The sequence below is a fragment of the Rhizobium sp. Leaf311 genome (genome assembly GCF_001423445.1).
In the GTDB taxonomy this organism is placed as follows: Bacteria; Pseudomonadota; Alphaproteobacteria; order Rhizobiales; family Rhizobiaceae; genus Agrobacterium.
Genome location: NZ_LMNZ01000007.1, coordinates 283,753 through 301,108, shown reverse-complemented (window position 1 = coordinate 301,108; position 17,356 = coordinate 283,753). Strand labels below are relative to the sequence as shown.

Sequence of the window (17,356 nt, the reverse complement as noted above, 5' to 3'; positions counted from 1 at the left end):
GTTAGGCTTGCGGGCATGTTTGCGCTCTATATCACCCATCCACAGGTCAGAATTGAAGCGAATGTGCCCGTTCCTGAATGGCAATTGTCCGACATAGGACTGGAGCGGGCGCGCAGGGCAAGCCTGACGCCCTGGGCGAAATCGCTGCGTCGCATCGTTTCCAGCAGCGAGACAAAGGCGCTTGATACCGCAAAGATCATTGCGCGCGGCGCCGGTATCCAGCCGGAAACCGCTGACGGGATGCATGAGAACGACCGCAGCGCCACGGGCTTTCTGCCACCGGAACAGTTCGAGCGGGCCGCCGACTGGTTCTTTGCCCACCCCATGGCAAGCTACAAGGGTTGGGAAACGGCGGCGGATGCGCAGGCGCGCGTCGTTGCTGCCATCGAGGCTGTTCTCAGCCGCCACGATCCAGCAGCCCCGATTGCCTTTGTCGGCCATGGCGCGGTGGGCACCTTGCTGAAATGCCACCTGTCGCGCGAGATCATTACGCGGCGGGAAGACCAGCCTGCGGGCGGCGGCAATCTCTTCTGTTTTTCCCTTGCGGACAGGCGGCTCACATGCGACTGGACAGCGATGGAAACATGGCAGGGAATGACGCAATGACCGCACGCGAGCGCCTGATTGTCGGGCTGGACCTACCGACGGTAAAACAGGCCGAAAGCATCGTCACCGCATTGGGAGATGAGGTCATCTTCTACAAGATCGGCCATCAGCTAGCCTTCGCGGGCGGGCTGGAATTCGCGCGCGAGCTGGCCGCAAGCGGCAAGAAGATCTTCCTCGACATGAAGCTTCTGGATATCGACAACACCGTTGCCTCGGGCGTCGAAAACATCGTCAAAATGGGCATGACCATGCTCACCCTCCATGCCTATCCGAAAGCAATGCGCGCCGCCGTCAAGGCAGCCGAGGGCTCAGGCCTGACGCTTCTGGGCGTGACCGTGCTGACATCCATGGACGATGCCGATCTGGCTGAAGCAGGATATGCGGGCGATGCCCGTTCGCTGGTGCTGAAGCGTGCCGAACAGGCGCGACAGGCCGGCATGGGCGGCATTGTCTGTTCCGCCGAGGAATCGGCTGCCGTGCGAGAGATCGTCGGACCGGACATGGCGGTGGTCACACCCGGCATTCGCCCCGCAGGTGCCGATGCCGGTGACCAGAAGCGGGTTATGACACCCTTTGACGCCATCAAGGCGGGTTCAAGCCATCTCGTGGTCGGTCGCCCCATCGTCAAGGCAGTCGATCCAGCCGCAGCCGCCCGCGCCATTCTGGCTGAAATGGCTGACGCCATGGGCCCGACCCGTTCTTGAAGCGCTTCCCTGATCTGAGGGAAGCCCCGTAACAGGAGACCACCATCATGGCCAAGGGCTATTGGATTGCCAATGTCGATGTGCGAGACGCCGAGCGTTACAAGGACTACATCTCCACCGCCAAGCCCGCTTTCGAGCGCTTCGGCGCCAACTTCCTGGCGCGCGGCGGTGCTGTGACCCAGCTTGAAGGCAAGGGCCGCGCCCGCAATGTGGTCATCGAGTTTCCTTCGATGCAACACGCGCTGGATTGCTACAATAGCGAGGAATACCAGCAGGCGCTGAAAATACGTCAGGAGGTGGCGGACGCTGAACTGATGATCATGGACGGCGTTTGATAAGCGTCAAGCATCGCTTCATTCTGGTCAAAAGCGCATACTGTTCTCTCTTCCCGTTGCTTCGGCTTTGAGCTAAGAGACGGAAACGCTATATTCAACGCTTCGCAGGAGCCTCCCATGCCTTTGGCCAACCTTCCCCCTCTCGTGACCGTATTCGGTGGCTCGGGCTTTGTCGGGCGGCATGTGGTGCGCACTCTGGCAAAGCGCGGTTACCGCATTCGCGTCGCCGTTCGCCGCCCTGATCTGGCCGGTTTTCTGCAGCCGCTGGGCAATGTCGGACAGATTTCCTTTGCCCAGGCAAACCTGCGCTACAAGGAGTCCATCGCCAAGGCCGTTGCAGGCGCAGACCATGTGGTAAACTGCGTTGGCATTCTGTTTGAAAGCGGACGCAACACTTTCGATTCCGTACAGGAATTCGGTGCGCGCGCCGTGGCGGAAGCCGCCAAGAATGCTGGCGCGACATTGACCCATATTTCCGCCATCGGTGCCGATGCGCAGTCTTCCGTCGGCTATGCCCGCACCAAGGGCCGCGCCGAAGCCGCCATTCGCTCCCTTCTGCCTGAGGCCGTCATCCTGCGTCCTTCCATCATCTTCGGACCGGAAGACGACTTCTTCAACAAGTTTGCCGGAATGGCCCAGAAGATGCCGTTCCTGCCGCTGATTGGCGGTGGACGCACGAAATTCCAGCCCGTCTATGTCGAAGACGTGGCCGAGATGGTTGCAGAGAGCGTTGATGGCGCCCTCAAGTCCGGCGCGACATATGAGCTGGGCGGACAGGACGTCATGACCTTCCGTGACTGTCTCGAGGCCGTTCTGGCTGCGACCTACCGCCAGCGTCCTTTGGTAAACGTGCCCTTTGGCATTGCTTCGCTGCTCGGCACGATTGCTTCCATGGTCCCGCTGATTTCGCCGCCATTGACGGCTGACCAGGTGACGATGCTCAAGACCGACAATGTGGTTTCGGGCGATGCTGAAAAAGCAGGCCTGACGCTCGAAGGCGTTGGCATAACGCCGGTTCGTGTCGCCTCGGTTCTGCCATCCTACATGGTGAGCTACCGCACGAACGGCCAGTTCAGCAATGCAGGCAAGGCCGCCTGATTCTATTGCGCAGAGCGAATGGTGTGACGCTTTGGGGTCATCGGGCTCGACTGGGCCTGATGGCGATCTCTGCGTCTTTCGTGCGCTTCACGGGCAAAGGCCGGGTTCTGTTCGACGATCCGGCTTTCTGCCGTAAAAATTTCATAAAATTAGATTGCAACCATTCCCGCAGTCGTGAGTTTAGCTCGCGACTGCCAGCGGCCTTGCCCGCTGATCAATTCCAATGTGGGGGCACATCATGAAAATCGCATTTCGTCGTGGTCAGCGTGGCACAAGCGCAACTGTGGACAAGAGTTCGCATTAACCCGGTGTTCAGCAAGCTGATTTATTGATAGACGCCACATCCTACACACATCCCGAACCTAAAAATCATAGCGCAACGGCTTGGACCGTTTGGTTAATCGTCTGAAAGGCAAGTATAAAATGGGCAGGTCTATCGCACTCTTTTTTGCGTGTGCGGCTTTGGTTGTTCTGGCAGGTTCTTTCATGGCACCGGGTACAGTCGCGGCTGGTAAAACCGGTTGTTCGCCAGCCTATGGCGTGGATCCATGCGCTACGAGTTCGATCTCGGCAAACTGATCGCCTCAAGCAACGCGCTTGATCCGGATCTTTCCAAGAAGCGCCATCGATCCCACGACGGCGCTTTTTTCATGGCTCAAGCAGCCATTCGACAGGAAACTGCAACGGCAAATGGATTGTCGTTAAACTGGTCTTAAAAAAGCTGAACTTATAGTTTCTGCACAAGACGCAGTTCTTGCCTTCTGGCGATCTCGAAAAATCAGTCACCAGAGCGTTTCCGCTTTCTTCGAAACGCGAAAATGTTCTCGATCCATGTTTCATGCGATTCCAAGTGCAAAGCGTTCTTCATCTTGCCGGGATTGCTCAATCGAAAATTTGAGTACCGATGCCAACTCTGTTTCATTCCCCCATGTCGACCGCTTCCCGATTCGTTCGGCTCATCCTGTCGGAATACGGTTTCCAGGCGGATCTGATCGAGGAGCAGCCTTGGGAAAAGCGGCGCGAGTTTCTTGCCCTCAACCCAGCGGGAACATTGCCTGTCTATCTTGACGACAATATGCGTTCGCTCTGCGGTCCCTACGTGCTGGCCGAGTTTCTGGACGAGACCCATGGCGTGCTGAAGCGTGACCGCCGTCTTCTGGCGGAAGACCCGTTTCAACGGGCCGAAATCCGCCGCCTGACGGAATGGTTTCTGCAGAAGATGGAAACGGATGTGACGCGGCCGCTGGTGCGGGAGCGGGCGTACAAGCTGCAAATGTCCACGGCACAGGGTGGTGGCCCGCCAGACAGCAAGCTTTTGCGCACGGCGCGTTCCAATGTGCACCAGCACATGAAATATCTGGAATGGCTTGCGGGTTCGCGCACATGGCTTGCCGGTGATCGTCTGAGCTATGCGGACCTTGCCGCTGCTGCCTCCGTTTCCATTCTCGACTATCTCGGCGAAATCAAATGGCTGGAAGCACCCATTGCCAAGGAATGGTACCAGCGCGTCAAATCGCGCCCTTCCTTCCGCCCGCTTCTGGCCGAGCGCGTGCCACGGCTTGCGCCCTCCTCGCACTACGCGGACCTCGATTTTTAGCTCTGACATCCGCGCGTGCTATATAATGGCGTGAAGATGTGGCGGAGTGCTGCATTCGGCGCAGGAGATGAGCCATCGACACGGCAACGGACAAGCGAGAGGCACGTGCCCGAAAGCTGACGGATTTTATCCGGGCAGAGGCAACCGCGCTTGGCTTCGATCTCTGTCGTGTGACCTCGGCCGATGCCATTCCTCAAGCGCCCGCAAGGCTGCGCGAATTCATCGATCAGGGCTATCACGGCACGATGGGCTGGATGGAAGAGACCGAGGAGCGCCGGGCAAGCCCGAAAACGCTGTGGAGCGACGTGCGATCCGTGGTGATGTTCGGGCTGAATTACGGGCCGGAGGAAGACCCGCGCGGCCTGCTTGCGCAGCCGGACAAGGCGGCCATCTCCGTCTATGCCCGCAACCGCGATTATCATGACGTCATCAAGGGCCGACTGAAGGAAATCGCCACCCGCTTTGGTGCGCGCGCCGGCGAAGACGTCAAGGTGTTCGTGGATACCGCACCCGTCATGGAAAAGCCGCTGGCGCAGGCAGCGGGTCTAGGCTGGCAGGGCAAGCATACCAATCTGGTGAGCCGCAGCCACGGCTCCTGGCTGTTTCTGGGCAGCATGTTCACCACCGCCGAACTCTGTCTGGACGAAGCCGAGCGCGACCATTGTGGCTCGTGCCGCGCCTGTCTGGACGCCTGTCCGACCGATGCCTTTCCGGCACCCTACAAGCTCGATGCGCGGCGCTGCATCTCCTATCTGACCATAGAGCACAAGGGGCCGATCCCGCTTGAATTCAGGCCGCTGATCGGCAACCGCATATATGGCTGCGACGACTGTCTTGCGGCCTGCCCGTGGAACAAGTTTGCCGCTTCCGCATCAGAAATGAAACTACAGGCGCGAGACGATCTGAAAGAGCCTGAAATCGCCTTTCTGCTGACCCTCGACGATGCGCAATTCCGCTCTTTCTTCAGCGGATCCCCCATCAAGCGCATTGGTCGCAACCGCTTCATCCGCAACGTTCTGATTGCCGCGGGGAACTCCGGCAACGCCGATTTTATCGCTCAGTGTCAATCGCTTAGCCAGGACGAAGCGCCCGAGGTGCGCGGTATGGCGGTGTGGGCGCTGTCAAGATTGATGGACAGGGACGGCTTCAATGCCTACGCTTCGTCGCGCATGACCGAAGACGATTCGGACGTGCTGGAAGAATGGCGCATGGCAGGAGAGTAAATGTCGCATCTGATGATTTTTGGCGCCGGATATTCCGGAAAGGCCATCGCCAGAGCGCTTCGAGGCAAGATGGAGCAGGTTTCCGGGACAACCCGGGGAGAAGGCAATGTTTCCACGCTGCTATGTCAGGCCATCGCACCTTTCATTTTCGATGGGGGAGCCCTAAGCGAGGACCTGCGCAGCGAATTGCGCGGCGTGACGCATCTGGTGCAGTCCATTGCGCCCGGCGCTTCCGGCGATCCGCTGCTGCGGCTCTGCAATGGCGACCTCAAGAGCCTGATGCCACAGCTGGCTTGGACCGCCTATCTTTCCACCGTCGGTGTTTATGGCAACCATGATGGCGAATGGGTGAGCGAAGACACGCCCTGCCGACCGGTCTCGGTCCGCTCGACAGAGCGCGTGGCGGCGGAAGAAGCCTGGGCGGAAGCGGCACGGCAGGCGGATGTTCCGCTTGCGATCCTGCGGCTTTCCGGCATTTACGGACCCGGACGCAACGGCTTCGTCAATCTCGAAAAAGGCACGGCGCGACGGCTGGTCAAGAAGGACCAGGTCTTCAATCGCATCCGCGTGGAGGATATTGGCGCGGCAACGGCCTTCCTCATCGAGGCGCATGAGGGCGGCATCTTCAACATCACCGACGACGAACCGGCACCGCCGCAAGACGTGATTGCCTTTGCCGCGGGGCTGATGGGTGTGGAGCCTCCGGAAGAGCAGGATTTCGAGACGGCTGAGCTGAGCGCCATGGCACGATCCTTCTATGGCGAGAACAAACGCGTCTCCAACGCCAAGCTGCGCGCCCTCGGCTTTGATTTTTCCTACCCGAATTACAGGGTTTCGCTGCGCCAATTGTGGGATGACGGCGTCTGGCGAGATGAATAAACGTTCATCTTAGAGGCGATGAAAAATCCTTCCAAAGGCGTTTTAGCGGAAGGTTTTATTCTTAATTTAGCCATTTAACCTTTCGTTAATGCGCAAATTTGGCTAAAATTTTCGGACTTTGGAAAAATATTTCACCACCAATTTGTGATCCGAATCCATTCCGGCATCGTCAGCAATGGGATTCCTGTTTACCCTTGATTCTACATGAATTTTTTCTCAATGGATCGAAGGCTATCTAAATTCTCGACCGCAGATTTTCATCACGAATGTTACAGTCTGTAATACTTCGTGATTGGCACTTGGCCATTTTTTGCCATTTTTCCCTCGCCCTACACTCACCTCAGTTCAATTCGCCTAAGTTCATCGGCGCGGGGCCGAGTATCAGGGAAGCACAGTTTGACGAATATCCGACGCATGACTTTTGCGGCTGCAACTATAGCCGTCTGTTCCATCATCGTTCCACTTGAAGCCAGCGCCGGAACCGGCTGCGGCGGCGCATCCTGGTATGCGCTGACTTCCAAGACAGCTTCGGGTGAACGGATGAATCCTTCCAACCTGACCGCTGCGCATCGTTCGCTGCGCTTCGGCACCAAGGTCAAGGTGACCAATGCCCGCAACGGCAAGGCCGTCGTGGTGCGCATCAACGACCGTGGCCCGTTCATCAAGGGACGCGTTCTCGATCTCTCCAAGGCAGCTGCCAAGAATATCGGCATGGTCAGCTCCGGCACGGCCAAGGTCTGCTACGAGATTCTGGCGGCCAACTGATCGCCTGCGGCGATCGGGCGTTTTTTAGGGAATGATCAGTGAAGGCTTGCCCTCGCCAGCATTCGCGTCTACCAACCCGGGCACAGTGTTTGTGAGGTAGAATATGCGTTTGGGTGGGCGTTTGGCCGGGGCTATGGAAGTGTTGGCGGATATAGAGGCGCGCAGGCGTCCTGTCGCTGACGCACTCAAGGACTGGGGACTGGCACATCGATTCGCCGGTTCCGGCGACAGGGCCGCCATCGGCAACATCGTTTACGATGCCCTGCGCATGAAACTCTCCCACGCATGGCTGATGGATGACGATAGCCCAACCGCTCTTGGCTATGCCGTGATGCTGCGCCAATGGGGCAAATCCGCCGAACAGCTGGCATCCGAATTCGAAGACGACAAGTTCGCGCCCGCACCCATTTCCCAGGACATGCTGACCGCCTTCGCCTCGCGCGCGCTTTCCGACGCGCCGGCCCATGTGCAGGGCGATATTCCCGACTGGATAGAGACCTCCTTCAAAGCCGCATTCGGCGACGACTGGCTTCGCCAGGCAAAGGCGCTGAACGAGCGCCCGACGCTCGACCTTCGCGCCAATACGCTGAAAGCATCAAGAACCAAGGTCATCAAGGCGCTGGAAGATGCCAGCGCCGAAGCCACACGCATTGCCCGACAGGGCGTGCGGATTGCCGCCGGCGAAGGCCCCTCGCGTCTGCCCAACGTAACCGCCGAGCTCTCCTTCCAGAAGGGCTGGTTCGAGGTTCAGGACGAGGGATCGCAGATCGTTGCCGATCTGGCGGGCGCACAGGAAGGCGAACAGATTCTCGATTACTGCGCAGGCGGTGGCGGCAAGACGCTGGCCATGGCCGCGACCATGAACAATAAGGGGCAGGTTCACGCCTTCGATGCCGACCGCAAGCGGTTGGCACCCATCATCGAGCGGCTGAAGCGCGCCGGTACCCGCAATGTGCAGGTGCATGACCGGGCCGAAGGGCTGGAACGCTATGTCGGCAAGTTCGATCGCGTTCTGGTTGATGCGCCCTGCACCGGCACCGGCACATGGCGTCGCCGCCCTGACACGAAATGGCGGCTGACGCAGCGCAATCTCGAAGAACGTGTCGAACAGCAGGCCCAGGCGCTGGAGCAGGCGAAGTCCTTCGTGCGCGCAGGCGGTGAGTTGATCTATGTGACCTGTTCGGTTCTGCCGGATGAAAACGAGCGACAGGTTCGCCGGTTCTGCGCGGAAAACAGCGAATTTTCGATACGGCCTGCCTTGCCGCGCTGGACAGAGACATTTGGGGCGGACGCCATCAAGCCGCATTCGGCAGATGGCGAGACGCTCACTCTGACCCCCGCCACGACGGATACGGACGGCTTCTTCTTCTGCGCCATGAAGCGAAACGCCTGACAAAATTCCGGCAAACGCCCACAGGAATTGAGGAAGGACAAGTTTCCAGCCGCTGGTTGGAAAGCTTCTAAACTAGAATGTTTGACACAAGTTTGTGATTGGTTCAGAACTCGCCTTCACGGCCTCGCGACGAGAGGACCGACAGGAGAGATCATGTTCCGCAAATCACTTACTGGCGCAACGCTTGCGCTTCTGGCCACGTCTGTGACCTTTACCGCCCTGCCCGTGCGTGCTGCAACCGATCCGGCGGCAGTGGTCAAGCACTATGCGGAGCTTGGCCATGCGAAATATCAGGATGCGCTGACCACGGCGCAGGCGCTGGACAAGGCGATCGATGCGCTGATTGCCAAACCAAGCGACGAAACGCTGAAGGCCGCCCGGCAGGCATGGATCAAGGCCCGCGTGCCCTACCAGCAGACGGAAGTCTATCGCTTCGGCAACCCTATCGTCGATGAGTGGGAAGGCAGGGTCAATGCGTGGCCGCTGGACGAGGGCCTGATCGACTATGTCGACGGCGCCTATGGGACCGAGAGCGACGAGAACGAGCTCTATACCGCCAACATCATCGCCAACAAGAAGATCACGATCAGCGGCGAAGAGGTCGATGCCTCCAAGATCACGCCGGAGCTGATCCAGAGCCTTGCCGAAGCCGGTGAAGTTGAAGCCAACGTCACGACGGGCTACCACGCGATCGAGTTTCTGCTGTGGGGCCAGGATTTGAACGGCACCGGCCCGGGCGCCGGAAACCGTCCCTACACCGACTACGACACCAAGAATTGCACCGGTGGCAATTGCGACCGCCGCGCCGATTACCTGAAAGCGGCCTCGACGCTTCTGGTTGCCGACCTGACCGAAATGGTGGCCAACTGGGCACTGGATGGCGAAGCTGCAAAGACGGTGGAAGCCGACCCCAAGAAGGGCCTGACCGCCATTCTGACCGGCATGGGTTCGCTGTCCTATGGAGAGCTGGCGGGTGAGCGCATGAAGCTTGGTCTTCTGCTGCACGATCCCGAGGAAGAGCATGATTGCTTCTCCGACAACACCTATAACTCCCACCTCAATGACGCGATTGGCATCGCCACAGCCTATACGGGCGAATACAAGACCGTTGACGGCAAGACGCTGACCGGACCTTCGCTCTCCGACCTCGTTGCCGCCAGCGACAAGGCGCTGGATGCCGAAATGAAGGCGAAGCTGAACAAGACGCTGGATGCAATGCACGCGATGGAAAAGCGCGGCCAGACGGTGGAAGCCTATGACCAGATGATCGCCGAGGGCAACAAGGACGGCAATGCCACCGTGCAGGCGGCCATTGACGGACTGCTGGACCAGACCAAGACGGTCGAGCGCGTGATTGCCGCTCTCGACCTCGGCAAGATCGAGCTGGAAGGCTCTGAAAGCCTCGACAGCCCCGACAAGGTCTTCAAGTAAGACCATGGAATGCAGGCCGCATGGGTGACATGCGGCCTGCCTGCTGCTGCCAGACCATTTGCAGGCGGATCATTTTGCGAAGAACGCGGTTTGTCTCCTTCCGTCATCCCGGCCTTGAGCTGAGATTGAGCAGCGCCATGTCTGCGGCGCGAAGGCGTTCTTTTGCCGTGCAGACGCAATGTCTCCGGATCGAGAAGCAAGGCGGGGCTGAGGTCAAAGCCGCACTTTCGGTAGCGTTTCATGGTCTGCCTTCATGATACGCCTGCGGCCACGCCATCTCATCTATCCCCTGCTGATTGCAGCTGTGGGCGCTGCGGCGCAGGCCGAGACCGCAGCCCGCCGTGACCTCTCCGGCAGCGACCAGAGCCGTGTGCGGCAGGTGACGCGCCCGACCACCGATTTTACCAGGGCGGAAACCTTCGAAGCCATGTCTGCGGGCGCTGCGACGACGACCGTTTTGCGAGACCCGTTTTCTCAAGCTTCCGCCAATATGCCGCTTGAGCGCGGGCAGGATTTCAAGCTCGGCAACGCGCTGTTTCAGAAATTATGGGTTTCATCGCCCTCCTCCACCCAGGCATCCGATGGGCTTGGGCCGCTTTACAATGCGCGCTCCTGCCAGAGCTGTCATATCAAGGACGGTCGCGGGCGGCCGCCCGAGGGTGGCGAAGATGCCGTTTCCATGGTCCTGCGCCTCGCCCGGCCCGCGCGGACCCCGGAGGAAATCAAGGCGACAGGCGAGCATGGTGTCGTCAATTTCCCGGATGCGACCTATGGTCGGCAGCTTCAGAACCTTGCCGTGCCCGGCCTCAAGGCAGAGGGGCGGCTGGCTGTCACCTATGCCGAGCAGACGGTGACGCTGGCTGATGGCGAAACCGTTTCGCTGCGAAAGCCAGGCTATGCGATAGCCGATCCGGCCTATGGTCCGACCGGCGTGGACACCACACTGTCCGGTCGCATCGCCCAGCCCACGCTGGGTCTGGGGCTGATAGAAGCGATTGCCGAGGCGGATATTCTCGAAATCGCGGACCGCCAGAGCGCAGCGAATGATGGCATATCCGGCAAACCGGCCTGGGTGCGCGACCATCTAACCGGCGCGCTTGTGCTTGGCCGGTTTGGATGGAAGGCGCAGAACGGAAGCGTTCGCGACCAGGCGGCAGATGCGTTTTCCAACGATATCGGCATTTCCACGCCAGACGCGCCGAATGCTTATGGCGACTGCACAAAGGCTGAGAGCGACTGTCTTTCCCTGCCCAGTGGTGTGCAAAAGCGGCTGGGCGATGTGGAAGCCCCCTCCCCCGTTCTCGATCTCGTGACCTTCTACACCGAAAATCTGGCAGTTCCGGCGCGCCGAAATGTGGACGGCACAGAGGTGCTGCGTGGCAAGCAAAGATTTTACGAGGCGGGGTGCGCTTCCTGTCATGTGCCGAAATTCGTTACCAGACGCGATGCGAAGGATGCGCTGCATTCCTTCCAGCTGATCTGGCCCTATTCCGATTTTCTGCTTCACGACATGGGCGAGGGATTGGCGGATGGCCAACAGGTAGGCGAAGCGACAGGTCGCGAGTGGCGGACCCAGCCGTTGTGGGGACTTGGCCTGACGCAAGCGGTTAACGGCAACGGATTTTACCTGCATGACGGGCGCGCCCGCAGCCTGACAGAAGCCATTCTTTGGCATGGCGGCGAGGCGCAAGGCGCGCGCGACGCCTTTGCTGCCTTGCAAAAGTCTGACAGGCAGGCTTTGCTCAGCTTTCTCTCTTCTCTTTAATGGAAAATGCGATGCGAAAATTTCACGGCCTTCTGACGCTCGCCTTTCTTTGCAGCTTCGGCTCGGCACTGGCGCAGGATGTTGAATTGATGCCGCCACCGCCGCTGGACCCGGCAAAGGTGCGCACCGTCATGGAAAAGGCGGTCGATGGCTTCATCCGCCCCGGCTATGATGCCTTTCGCGACAGCGGCACGGCGCTTGAGGGCAAGATGGCAGCGCTTTGCGCCACACCGTCCGCCGACACGATGGCCGCAGCCAAGGCGGGCTTTGCCGATGCGGCGCAGGCCTGGGCCCGGATCGAGATCGTCCGCGTCGGCCCCGTTATCGAGCAGAACCGTTTCGAGCGCGTGCTCTATTACCCCGACAGGAAGGGGCTGGGCCTCAGACAGGTGCAGCGATATCTTTCCGAGCGCGACGAAAGCGTGACCACGCCCGCGGGTCTGCAGGCAAAAAGCGTCGCTGCACAGGGCTTTGGCGCGCTGGAATATGTGCTTTACGGCAAGGACACCGATGAGCTCTTGAGCACAAAAAACGGATTTCCCTGCCGCTATGGCGCGGCGATTGCGGGCAACATAGCCAAAATCGGCACCGAGCTTTCCGATGCGTGGGACGCGCCGGATGGGACCGCCCGGCACTGGAAGGAACCGGGGCCGGACAACCCGGTGTTTCGCGATGAGCGGGAGGCGTTGGTGGGTCTTTTGGGCATACTGGTGCACGCAGCCGAGGCCATTCGCGACCAGCGCATCGAGACTTTCTACAAGGGGCCGGACAATGCGAAATTTCCGCGAACCGCGATTTTCTGGCGCTCTGGCCTGACCTGGAAAAGCATCGCCGACAATATTTCCGGCGTCCAGACGCTGATGAGCAAGGCCGGAATGAGCGATCTTCTGCCGCCTGACCAGAGATCGATCACCGGCTCGATCGACTTCATCACCAAATCCATGGTCCGCGTGGCCGGTAACATCGACCCCGACATTGAAAAGGCATTGGCCGACGATGCTCAACGCGGCAAGGTCGATTATCTGCTACTGAATGGCAAAGACCTGATCTATCGTATCAACGACCAGTATGGCGGCGCAATCGGCCTGAGTTCCGGCTTCTCCTTCTCGGATGGGGATTGACCCCATGGCCAACGACAAGCGGCTGCTGATCGACCGGCGCGCCTTCATCAAGGCGGCGGGTCTGCCGTTTCTGGCATCGCTTGCGCCGCGGTCTCTCCACGCACTGGAGCGCACGGACGCCGTCTTCGCCTCGGCCTTTCGCGACCGCAATGGCGCTTACGGCGTAGCAACGGTCAGCGAAGCGGGCGAGATCATCGACCGGCTGGTTCTGCCCGCACGCGCCCATGGCATGGCAACCAGCCGTGCAACGGGTGTGACGGTTGCCTTTGCGCGAAGGCCCGGCACGTTTTTCATGGCTTTCGACCCGGCCAGACGCCGGGAACCAATCGTGATGCACACGCCGCCAAACCGGCATTTCTACGGTCACGGCCAGTTTTCACCCGATGGTTCCCTCCTCTATGCCAGCGAGAATGATTTCGACAAAAACCGTGGCGTCATCGGCCTTTATGACGCTCGCGACGGTTTTCGACGCATCGGCGAACACGACGCCTGTGGCATCGGCACGCATGACATGACGGTGAGCGAAGATGGACGGATGCTCATCATCGCCAATGGCGGCATTCAGACCCATCCGGATTTCGGGCGCACGAAGCTCAATATCGACGCCATGGAGCCCTCGCTGGTGCTTCTGGATGCGGCCACGGGACGACTGATCCAGAAGCATGGACTTGGAGGTCCGCTGGCGCAGCTTTCTACCCGGCATGTGGATCTGGGCCGTGACGGGCGCATCTGGTTTGCCTGCCAGTATGAAGGGCCGCGCAACGATCTGCCTGCGCTTGTCGGGCATTTCTGCAAGGGTGACGACCTGCATTTCATTGACCTGCCACCGGAAACGACGGCGCGGCTCGCCAATTATGTGGGGGCGATTGCGGTAAACCGTCGCGACGGCATCGTCGGGCTGACATCTCCCAACGGCAATGCAAGCGTGACGCTGGATGAAAAAACCGGCCGGATATTGAGCGAGGCTGCACTGCGCGAAGCCGCCGGCGTGGCACCTGCGGCCCATGGAATCGTTGCCTCCTCCTATGACGGACATTTCGGTTCAAGGGCAAGCGATGTCGCCTGGGACCAGCATATTGTCAGGCTTGCAGGATGAATTGCTGAAATAACGCTGGAACGAATAGCGTTTCCGTGCATTTCATGGCGCATGAAAAAAGCGCTGGTCTACCTCATTTTCATACTCGTCGTTGTGACGACAGGTGCGCTGATTGGCATGAACAACGTGCCTGGCGAATGGTATCAATCGCTCAACAAGCCCCTCTTCAACCCGCCCAACTGGATTTTCGGTCCGGTATGGACCGCGCTCTACATCATGATTGCGGTAGCAGGCGCACGCACATGGCTGCAAAGCCGCATGGGCGGGCGGATGCAGCTGTGGGGCAGCCAGATGCTGCTGAACTTCATGTGGTCGCCGATTTTCTTTACCATGGAGAGCCCGGTAGGCGCGCTCATTCTCATCGTGCCCATGCTGGTCTGCGTTGTCGCCTTCATCATCATGACCGCGACGCGCGACAGGATTTCCATGTGGCTGTTCGTGCCCTATGCGGCATGGGTCGGCTTTGCCACGCTTCTCAACGCCAGCATCGTTTATCTGAATTAACTGCAACGTGCCCTTGCGTTCGCGGCCACCTCGCGCCATGTCTTTTTAAAAGCGGAAAGGCAGGGGAATGGAATTTACCGATTCCGGCGACTATCGTCAGCGGATAGAAAAAAGCTTCAAGCGCCAGGGCGTCGTGCAGGCCATCAGGGCGGATCTTTCGCGCATCGAACATCGGCTGGTGGAAATCGAACTGCCGTTCCACCCAAAGCTGACGCAGCAGCATGGCATTCTGCACGCGGGCGTCATCGCCGCTGCACTGGATACGGCCTGCACCTATGCCGCCTACACGATCATCGCCCCCGAAAGCTCGTTGCTGACCATTGAATTCAAGGTCAATCTGATGTCGCCCGGTCGGGGAGATCGTTTTCTGTTTCGCGGCGAAATCACCAAGCCCGGCAGCAACATCATCGTGGCAGACGGTCGCGCCTATGCGCTGACGGACGGCCCTGCCAAGCTGATCGCCTCGATGACGGGCACGATGATGGTGATGAAAGACCGCGAGGGCTTCGAAGAGTGAGCTACGAGATCCTGGAGATTGCGGGCAAGCGCCTGCTATTCGTCATGGCTGCGGATGCGGAATATGGCCCGCAGCTCAAAGCCCGTTTCAAACCCCTGATGACAGGTGTGGGGCCCGTGGAAGCGGCGGTTTCGCTGACCGTGACGCTCGCCACTCTCGACAGCGCGAACCGGCTGCCCCACCTCGTCGTTTCGCTCGGATCCGCCGGATCGCGGGTGCTGGAGCAGGCAGAGGTCTATCAGGCCACGTCCGTTTCCTACCGGGACATGGACGCATCCGCCTTTGGCTTTGAAAAGGGCTGCACGCCGTTTTTAGATCTTCCCGCTGAAATTTCTTTGACGCTCAGCATTCCCGGCGTGGCAAAAGCGCGGCTTTCCACCGGCGCCAATGTTGTCTCCGGCTCAGGCTACGACCATGTGGATGCCGATATGGTTGAGATGGAGACTTTCGCTATCCTGCGGGCTTGTCAGCGGTTCGGTGTGCCGATGATCGGGCTGCGGGGCATCTCCGACGGCAAGGCCGAGGTCAGCCACATATCCGACTGGACCGCTTATCTGCACGTGATCGACCAGAAACTGGCGCAAGCGGTTGACAGCTTGTGCGCTGCGATACAAGAGGGTGAGATTGCTCTGTAAAGCTTGCGCAACCGCTTATGTTCTGGCTTTTCAGGCCAACTCCCGGGTTGCGTTGAGGCCCGGATTTCTTTAAAGGCTCGCCATGACCCAGATAGCCCATCCCGACAGCATCCTCATCATCGATTTCGGCAGCCAGGTGACGCAGCTTATTGCGCGCCGTGTGCGCGAAGCCGGAGTCTATTGCGAAATCCATCCCTTCCAGAATGCGGCGGAAGCCTTCGAGAAACTTCAGCCGAAGGGCGTGATCTTCTCCGGCGGCCCGGCATCGGTAACCGCTGAAGGCAGCCCGCGCGCTCCACAGGCGGTGTTCGATTCCGGCATTCCGATCCTTGGCATCTGTTACGGGCAGCAGACACTGTGCACGCAGCTCGGCGGCACTGTCGAAGGCGGACATGCGGCAGAATTCGGTCGCGCCGATATCGAGATCAAGAAGGCAAGCCCGCTGTTCGACGGATTCTGGGATGTCGGTGGACGTTACCCGGTGTGGATGAGCCATGGCGACCGCGTGACGCAATTGCCGGCAGGTTTCGAAGTGGCCGCGACATCGGAAAACGCGCCCTTCGCCATCGCCGTCAATGAAGAGCGCCGCTACTATACCACCATGTTCCACCCGGAAGTGATGCACACGCCAGATGGCGCAAAGCTTCTGTCCAACTTCGTGCACAAGATCGTCGGCCTGAAATCCGACTGGACCATGGCGGCCTACCGCGCCGAGATGATCCGCAAGATCCGTGAGCAGGTTGGAACCGAGCGGGTGATCTGCGGCCTGTCTGGCGGCGTCGACTCCTCCGTCGCGGCGGTGCTGATCCATGAAGCGGTTGGCGATCAGTTGACATGCATCTACGTCGATCACGGCCTGATGCGCCAGGCCGAGAGCGAGCAGGTCGTCGGCATGTTCCGCGATCATTACAATATTCCGCTGGTGCATGTGGATGCCTCCGATCTGTTCCTGACGGAACTGGCAGGCGTTTCCGACCCGGAAGTGAAGCGCAAGACCATCGGCCGCCTGTTCATCGAGACCTTCGAGGCGGAAGCTGCCAAGATCGCCTCTGACGGCAAGGGCGCTCCGGCGTTTCTGGCGCAGGGCACGCTGTACCCCGACGTTATCGAGAGCGTATCCTTCTCCGGCGGCCCATCTGTCACCATCAAGAGCCACCACAATGTCGGCGGTCTGCCAGAGCGCATGAACATGAAGCTGGTCGAGCCGCTTCGCGAATTGTTCAAGGACGAGGTCCGTGCACTTGGCCGTGAACTCGGCCTTCCCGAAAGCTTCATTGGTCGCCACCCCTTCCCGGGTCCGGGTCTTGCCATTCGCTGCCCCGGCGTGGTCACGCGTGAAAAGCTCGACATTCTGCGCAAGGCCGATGCGATCTATCTCGATGAAATCCGTAAAGCCGGTCTCTACGACACCATCTGGCAGGCCTTTGCCGTGCTGTTGCCGGTACAGACCGTGGGCGTCATGGGCGACTACCGCACCTATGACTTCGTCTGCGCGCTGCGCGCCGTGACTTCGGTGGACGGCATGACGGCGGATTTCTACCCCTATGACATGAACTTCCTGGGTCGCGCGGCAACCCGCATCATCAACGAAGTCAAGGGCATCAACCGCGTCGTCTACGACGTGACGAGCAAGCCGCCCGGCACGATCGAGTGGGAATAAGTCCAATCGGGCTTGAACGACACAAAC

General features: G+C 59.6%; 17 protein-coding genes. All 17 read left to right on the top strand.

Annotation, left to right across the window (positions count from 1 at the left end; translation table 11 throughout):
- Positions 1-15 precede the first annotated feature (15 nt).
- The 17 genes from ASF69_RS11890 (at position 16) to guaA (ending at position 17,329) form a co-directional block, all read left to right on the top strand.
- A complete protein-coding gene (locus ASF69_RS11890) occupies positions 16-606 on the top strand; it encodes a histidine phosphatase family protein (protein WP_062587652.1) in 591 nt (196 codons plus the stop codon).
- Positions 603-1,310, top strand: coding sequence for an orotidine-5'-phosphate decarboxylase (pyrF, locus tag ASF69_RS11885; protein ID WP_062587650.1), 708 nt, complete (start codon positions 603-605; stop codon positions 1,308-1,310). Before ASF69_RS11890 ends, pyrF begins: the two co-directional genes overlap by 4 nt.
- Before the next feature lie 47 nt (positions 1,311-1,357).
- Positions 1,358-1,645, top strand: coding sequence for a DUF1330 domain-containing protein (locus tag ASF69_RS11880; protein WP_062587648.1), 288 nt, complete (start codon positions 1,358-1,360; stop codon positions 1,643-1,645).
- A gap of 117 nt (positions 1,646-1,762) precedes the next feature.
- Complete coding sequence (locus ASF69_RS11875; RefSeq protein ID WP_062587646.1) at positions 1,763-2,743, top strand: complex I NDUFA9 subunit family protein; 981 nt, start codon at positions 1,763-1,765, stop codon at positions 2,741-2,743.
- 904 nt (positions 2,744-3,647) lie between these two features.
- Complete coding sequence (locus ASF69_RS11870) at positions 3,648-4,340, top strand: glutathione S-transferase family protein (protein WP_062587644.1); 693 nt, start codon at positions 3,648-3,650, stop codon at positions 4,338-4,340.
- A 74-nt stretch (positions 4,341-4,414) separates the two neighbouring features.
- Positions 4,415-5,563 carry a tRNA epoxyqueuosine(34) reductase QueG gene (gene queG / locus ASF69_RS11865; protein ID WP_062587642.1) on the top strand — a complete coding sequence of 383 codons (1,149 nt, stop codon included), beginning with the start codon at positions 4,415-4,417 and terminating at the stop codon, positions 5,561-5,563.
- Entirely contained in the window at positions 5,564-6,442 is an 879-nt protein-coding gene (locus ASF69_RS11860; RefSeq protein WP_062587640.1) for an NAD-dependent epimerase/dehydratase family protein, read from the top strand.
- Between the two features lie 396 nt (positions 6,443-6,838).
- Entirely contained in the window at positions 6,839-7,207 is a 369-nt protein-coding gene (locus tag ASF69_RS11855; RefSeq protein WP_112963384.1) for a septal ring lytic transglycosylase RlpA family protein, read from the top strand.
- Positions 7,208-7,310: 103 nt separating this feature from the next.
- Positions 7,311-8,600, top strand: coding sequence for an RsmB/NOP family class I SAM-dependent RNA methyltransferase (locus ASF69_RS11850; RefSeq protein ID WP_062587636.1), 1,290 nt, complete (start codon positions 7,311-7,313; stop codon positions 8,598-8,600).
- A gap of 153 nt (positions 8,601-8,753) precedes the next feature.
- On the top strand, positions 8,754-10,031 hold the full coding sequence (locus tag ASF69_RS11845; protein WP_062587634.1) for an imelysin family protein: 1,278 nt from the start codon (positions 8,754-8,756) through the stop codon (positions 10,029-10,031).
- Between the two features lie 253 nt (positions 10,032-10,284).
- Positions 10,285-11,796, top strand: coding sequence for a di-heme oxidoredictase family protein (locus ASF69_RS11840; protein ID WP_082469703.1), 1,512 nt, complete (start codon positions 10,285-10,287; stop codon positions 11,794-11,796).
- Positions 11,796-12,917, top strand: a complete 1,122-nt coding sequence (locus ASF69_RS11835) for an imelysin family protein (RefSeq protein WP_062587632.1) — start codon at positions 11,796-11,798, stop codon at positions 12,915-12,917. The genes ASF69_RS11840 and ASF69_RS11835 overlap by 1 nt, the downstream gene beginning before the upstream one ends.
- Before the next feature lie 4 nt (positions 12,918-12,921).
- Entirely contained in the window at positions 12,922-14,013 is a 1,092-nt protein-coding gene (locus ASF69_RS11830; protein ID WP_062587630.1) for a DUF1513 domain-containing protein, read from the top strand.
- 51 nt (positions 14,014-14,064) lie between these two features.
- Positions 14,065-14,517: a TspO/MBR family protein gene (locus ASF69_RS11825; protein ID WP_062587628.1), complete on the top strand. Its 453-nt coding sequence runs from the start codon at positions 14,065-14,067 to the stop codon at positions 14,515-14,517.
- A 67-nt stretch (positions 14,518-14,584) separates the two neighbouring features.
- Complete coding sequence (locus ASF69_RS11820; RefSeq protein ID WP_062587626.1) at positions 14,585-15,034, top strand: PaaI family thioesterase; 450 nt, start codon at positions 14,585-14,587, stop codon at positions 15,032-15,034.
- On the top strand, positions 15,031-15,669 hold the full coding sequence (locus ASF69_RS11815) for a 5'-methylthioadenosine/S-adenosylhomocysteine nucleosidase (RefSeq protein WP_062587624.1): 639 nt from the start codon (positions 15,031-15,033) through the stop codon (positions 15,667-15,669). The genes ASF69_RS11820 and ASF69_RS11815 overlap by 4 nt, the downstream gene beginning before the upstream one ends.
- 82 nt (positions 15,670-15,751) lie before the next feature.
- Complete coding sequence (gene guaA / locus ASF69_RS11810) at positions 15,752-17,329, top strand: glutamine-hydrolyzing GMP synthase (protein ID WP_062587622.1); 1,578 nt, start codon at positions 15,752-15,754, stop codon at positions 17,327-17,329.
- Positions 17,330-17,356 lie beyond the last annotated feature (27 nt).

Coding starts and splice junctions, on each gene's coding strand:
- pyrF (WP_062587650.1), top strand. CDS start 603: ATGACCGCACGCGAGCGCCTGATTGTCGGGCTGGACCTACCGACGGTA.
- ASF69_RS11890 (WP_062587652.1), top strand. CDS start 16: ATGTTTGCGCTCTATATCACCCATCCACAGGTCAGAATTGAAGCGAAT.
- ASF69_RS11820 (WP_062587626.1), top strand. CDS start 14,585: ATGGAATTTACCGATTCCGGCGACTATCGTCAGCGGATAGAAAAAAGC.
- ASF69_RS11850 (WP_062587636.1), top strand. CDS start 7,311: ATGCGTTTGGGTGGGCGTTTGGCCGGGGCTATGGAAGTGTTGGCGGAT.
- guaA (WP_062587622.1), top strand. CDS start 15,752: ATGACCCAGATAGCCCATCCCGACAGCATCCTCATCATCGATTTCGGC.
- ASF69_RS11825 (WP_062587628.1), top strand. CDS start 14,065: ATGAAAAAAGCGCTGGTCTACCTCATTTTCATACTCGTCGTTGTGACG.
- ASF69_RS11860 (WP_062587640.1), top strand. CDS start 5,564: ATGTCGCATCTGATGATTTTTGGCGCCGGATATTCCGGAAAGGCCATC.
- ASF69_RS11880 (WP_062587648.1), top strand. CDS start 1,358: ATGGCCAAGGGCTATTGGATTGCCAATGTCGATGTGCGAGACGCCGAG.
- ASF69_RS11875 (WP_062587646.1), top strand. CDS start 1,763: ATGCCTTTGGCCAACCTTCCCCCTCTCGTGACCGTATTCGGTGGCTCG.
- ASF69_RS11840 (WP_082469703.1), top strand. CDS start 10,285: ATGATACGCCTGCGGCCACGCCATCTCATCTATCCCCTGCTGATTGCA.
- ASF69_RS11835 (WP_062587632.1), top strand. CDS start 11,796: ATGGAAAATGCGATGCGAAAATTTCACGGCCTTCTGACGCTCGCCTTT.
- ASF69_RS11845 (WP_062587634.1), top strand. CDS start 8,754: ATGTTCCGCAAATCACTTACTGGCGCAACGCTTGCGCTTCTGGCCACG.
- ASF69_RS11870 (WP_062587644.1), top strand. CDS start 3,648: ATGCCAACTCTGTTTCATTCCCCCATGTCGACCGCTTCCCGATTCGTT.
- ASF69_RS11830 (WP_062587630.1), top strand. CDS start 12,922: ATGGCCAACGACAAGCGGCTGCTGATCGACCGGCGCGCCTTCATCAAG.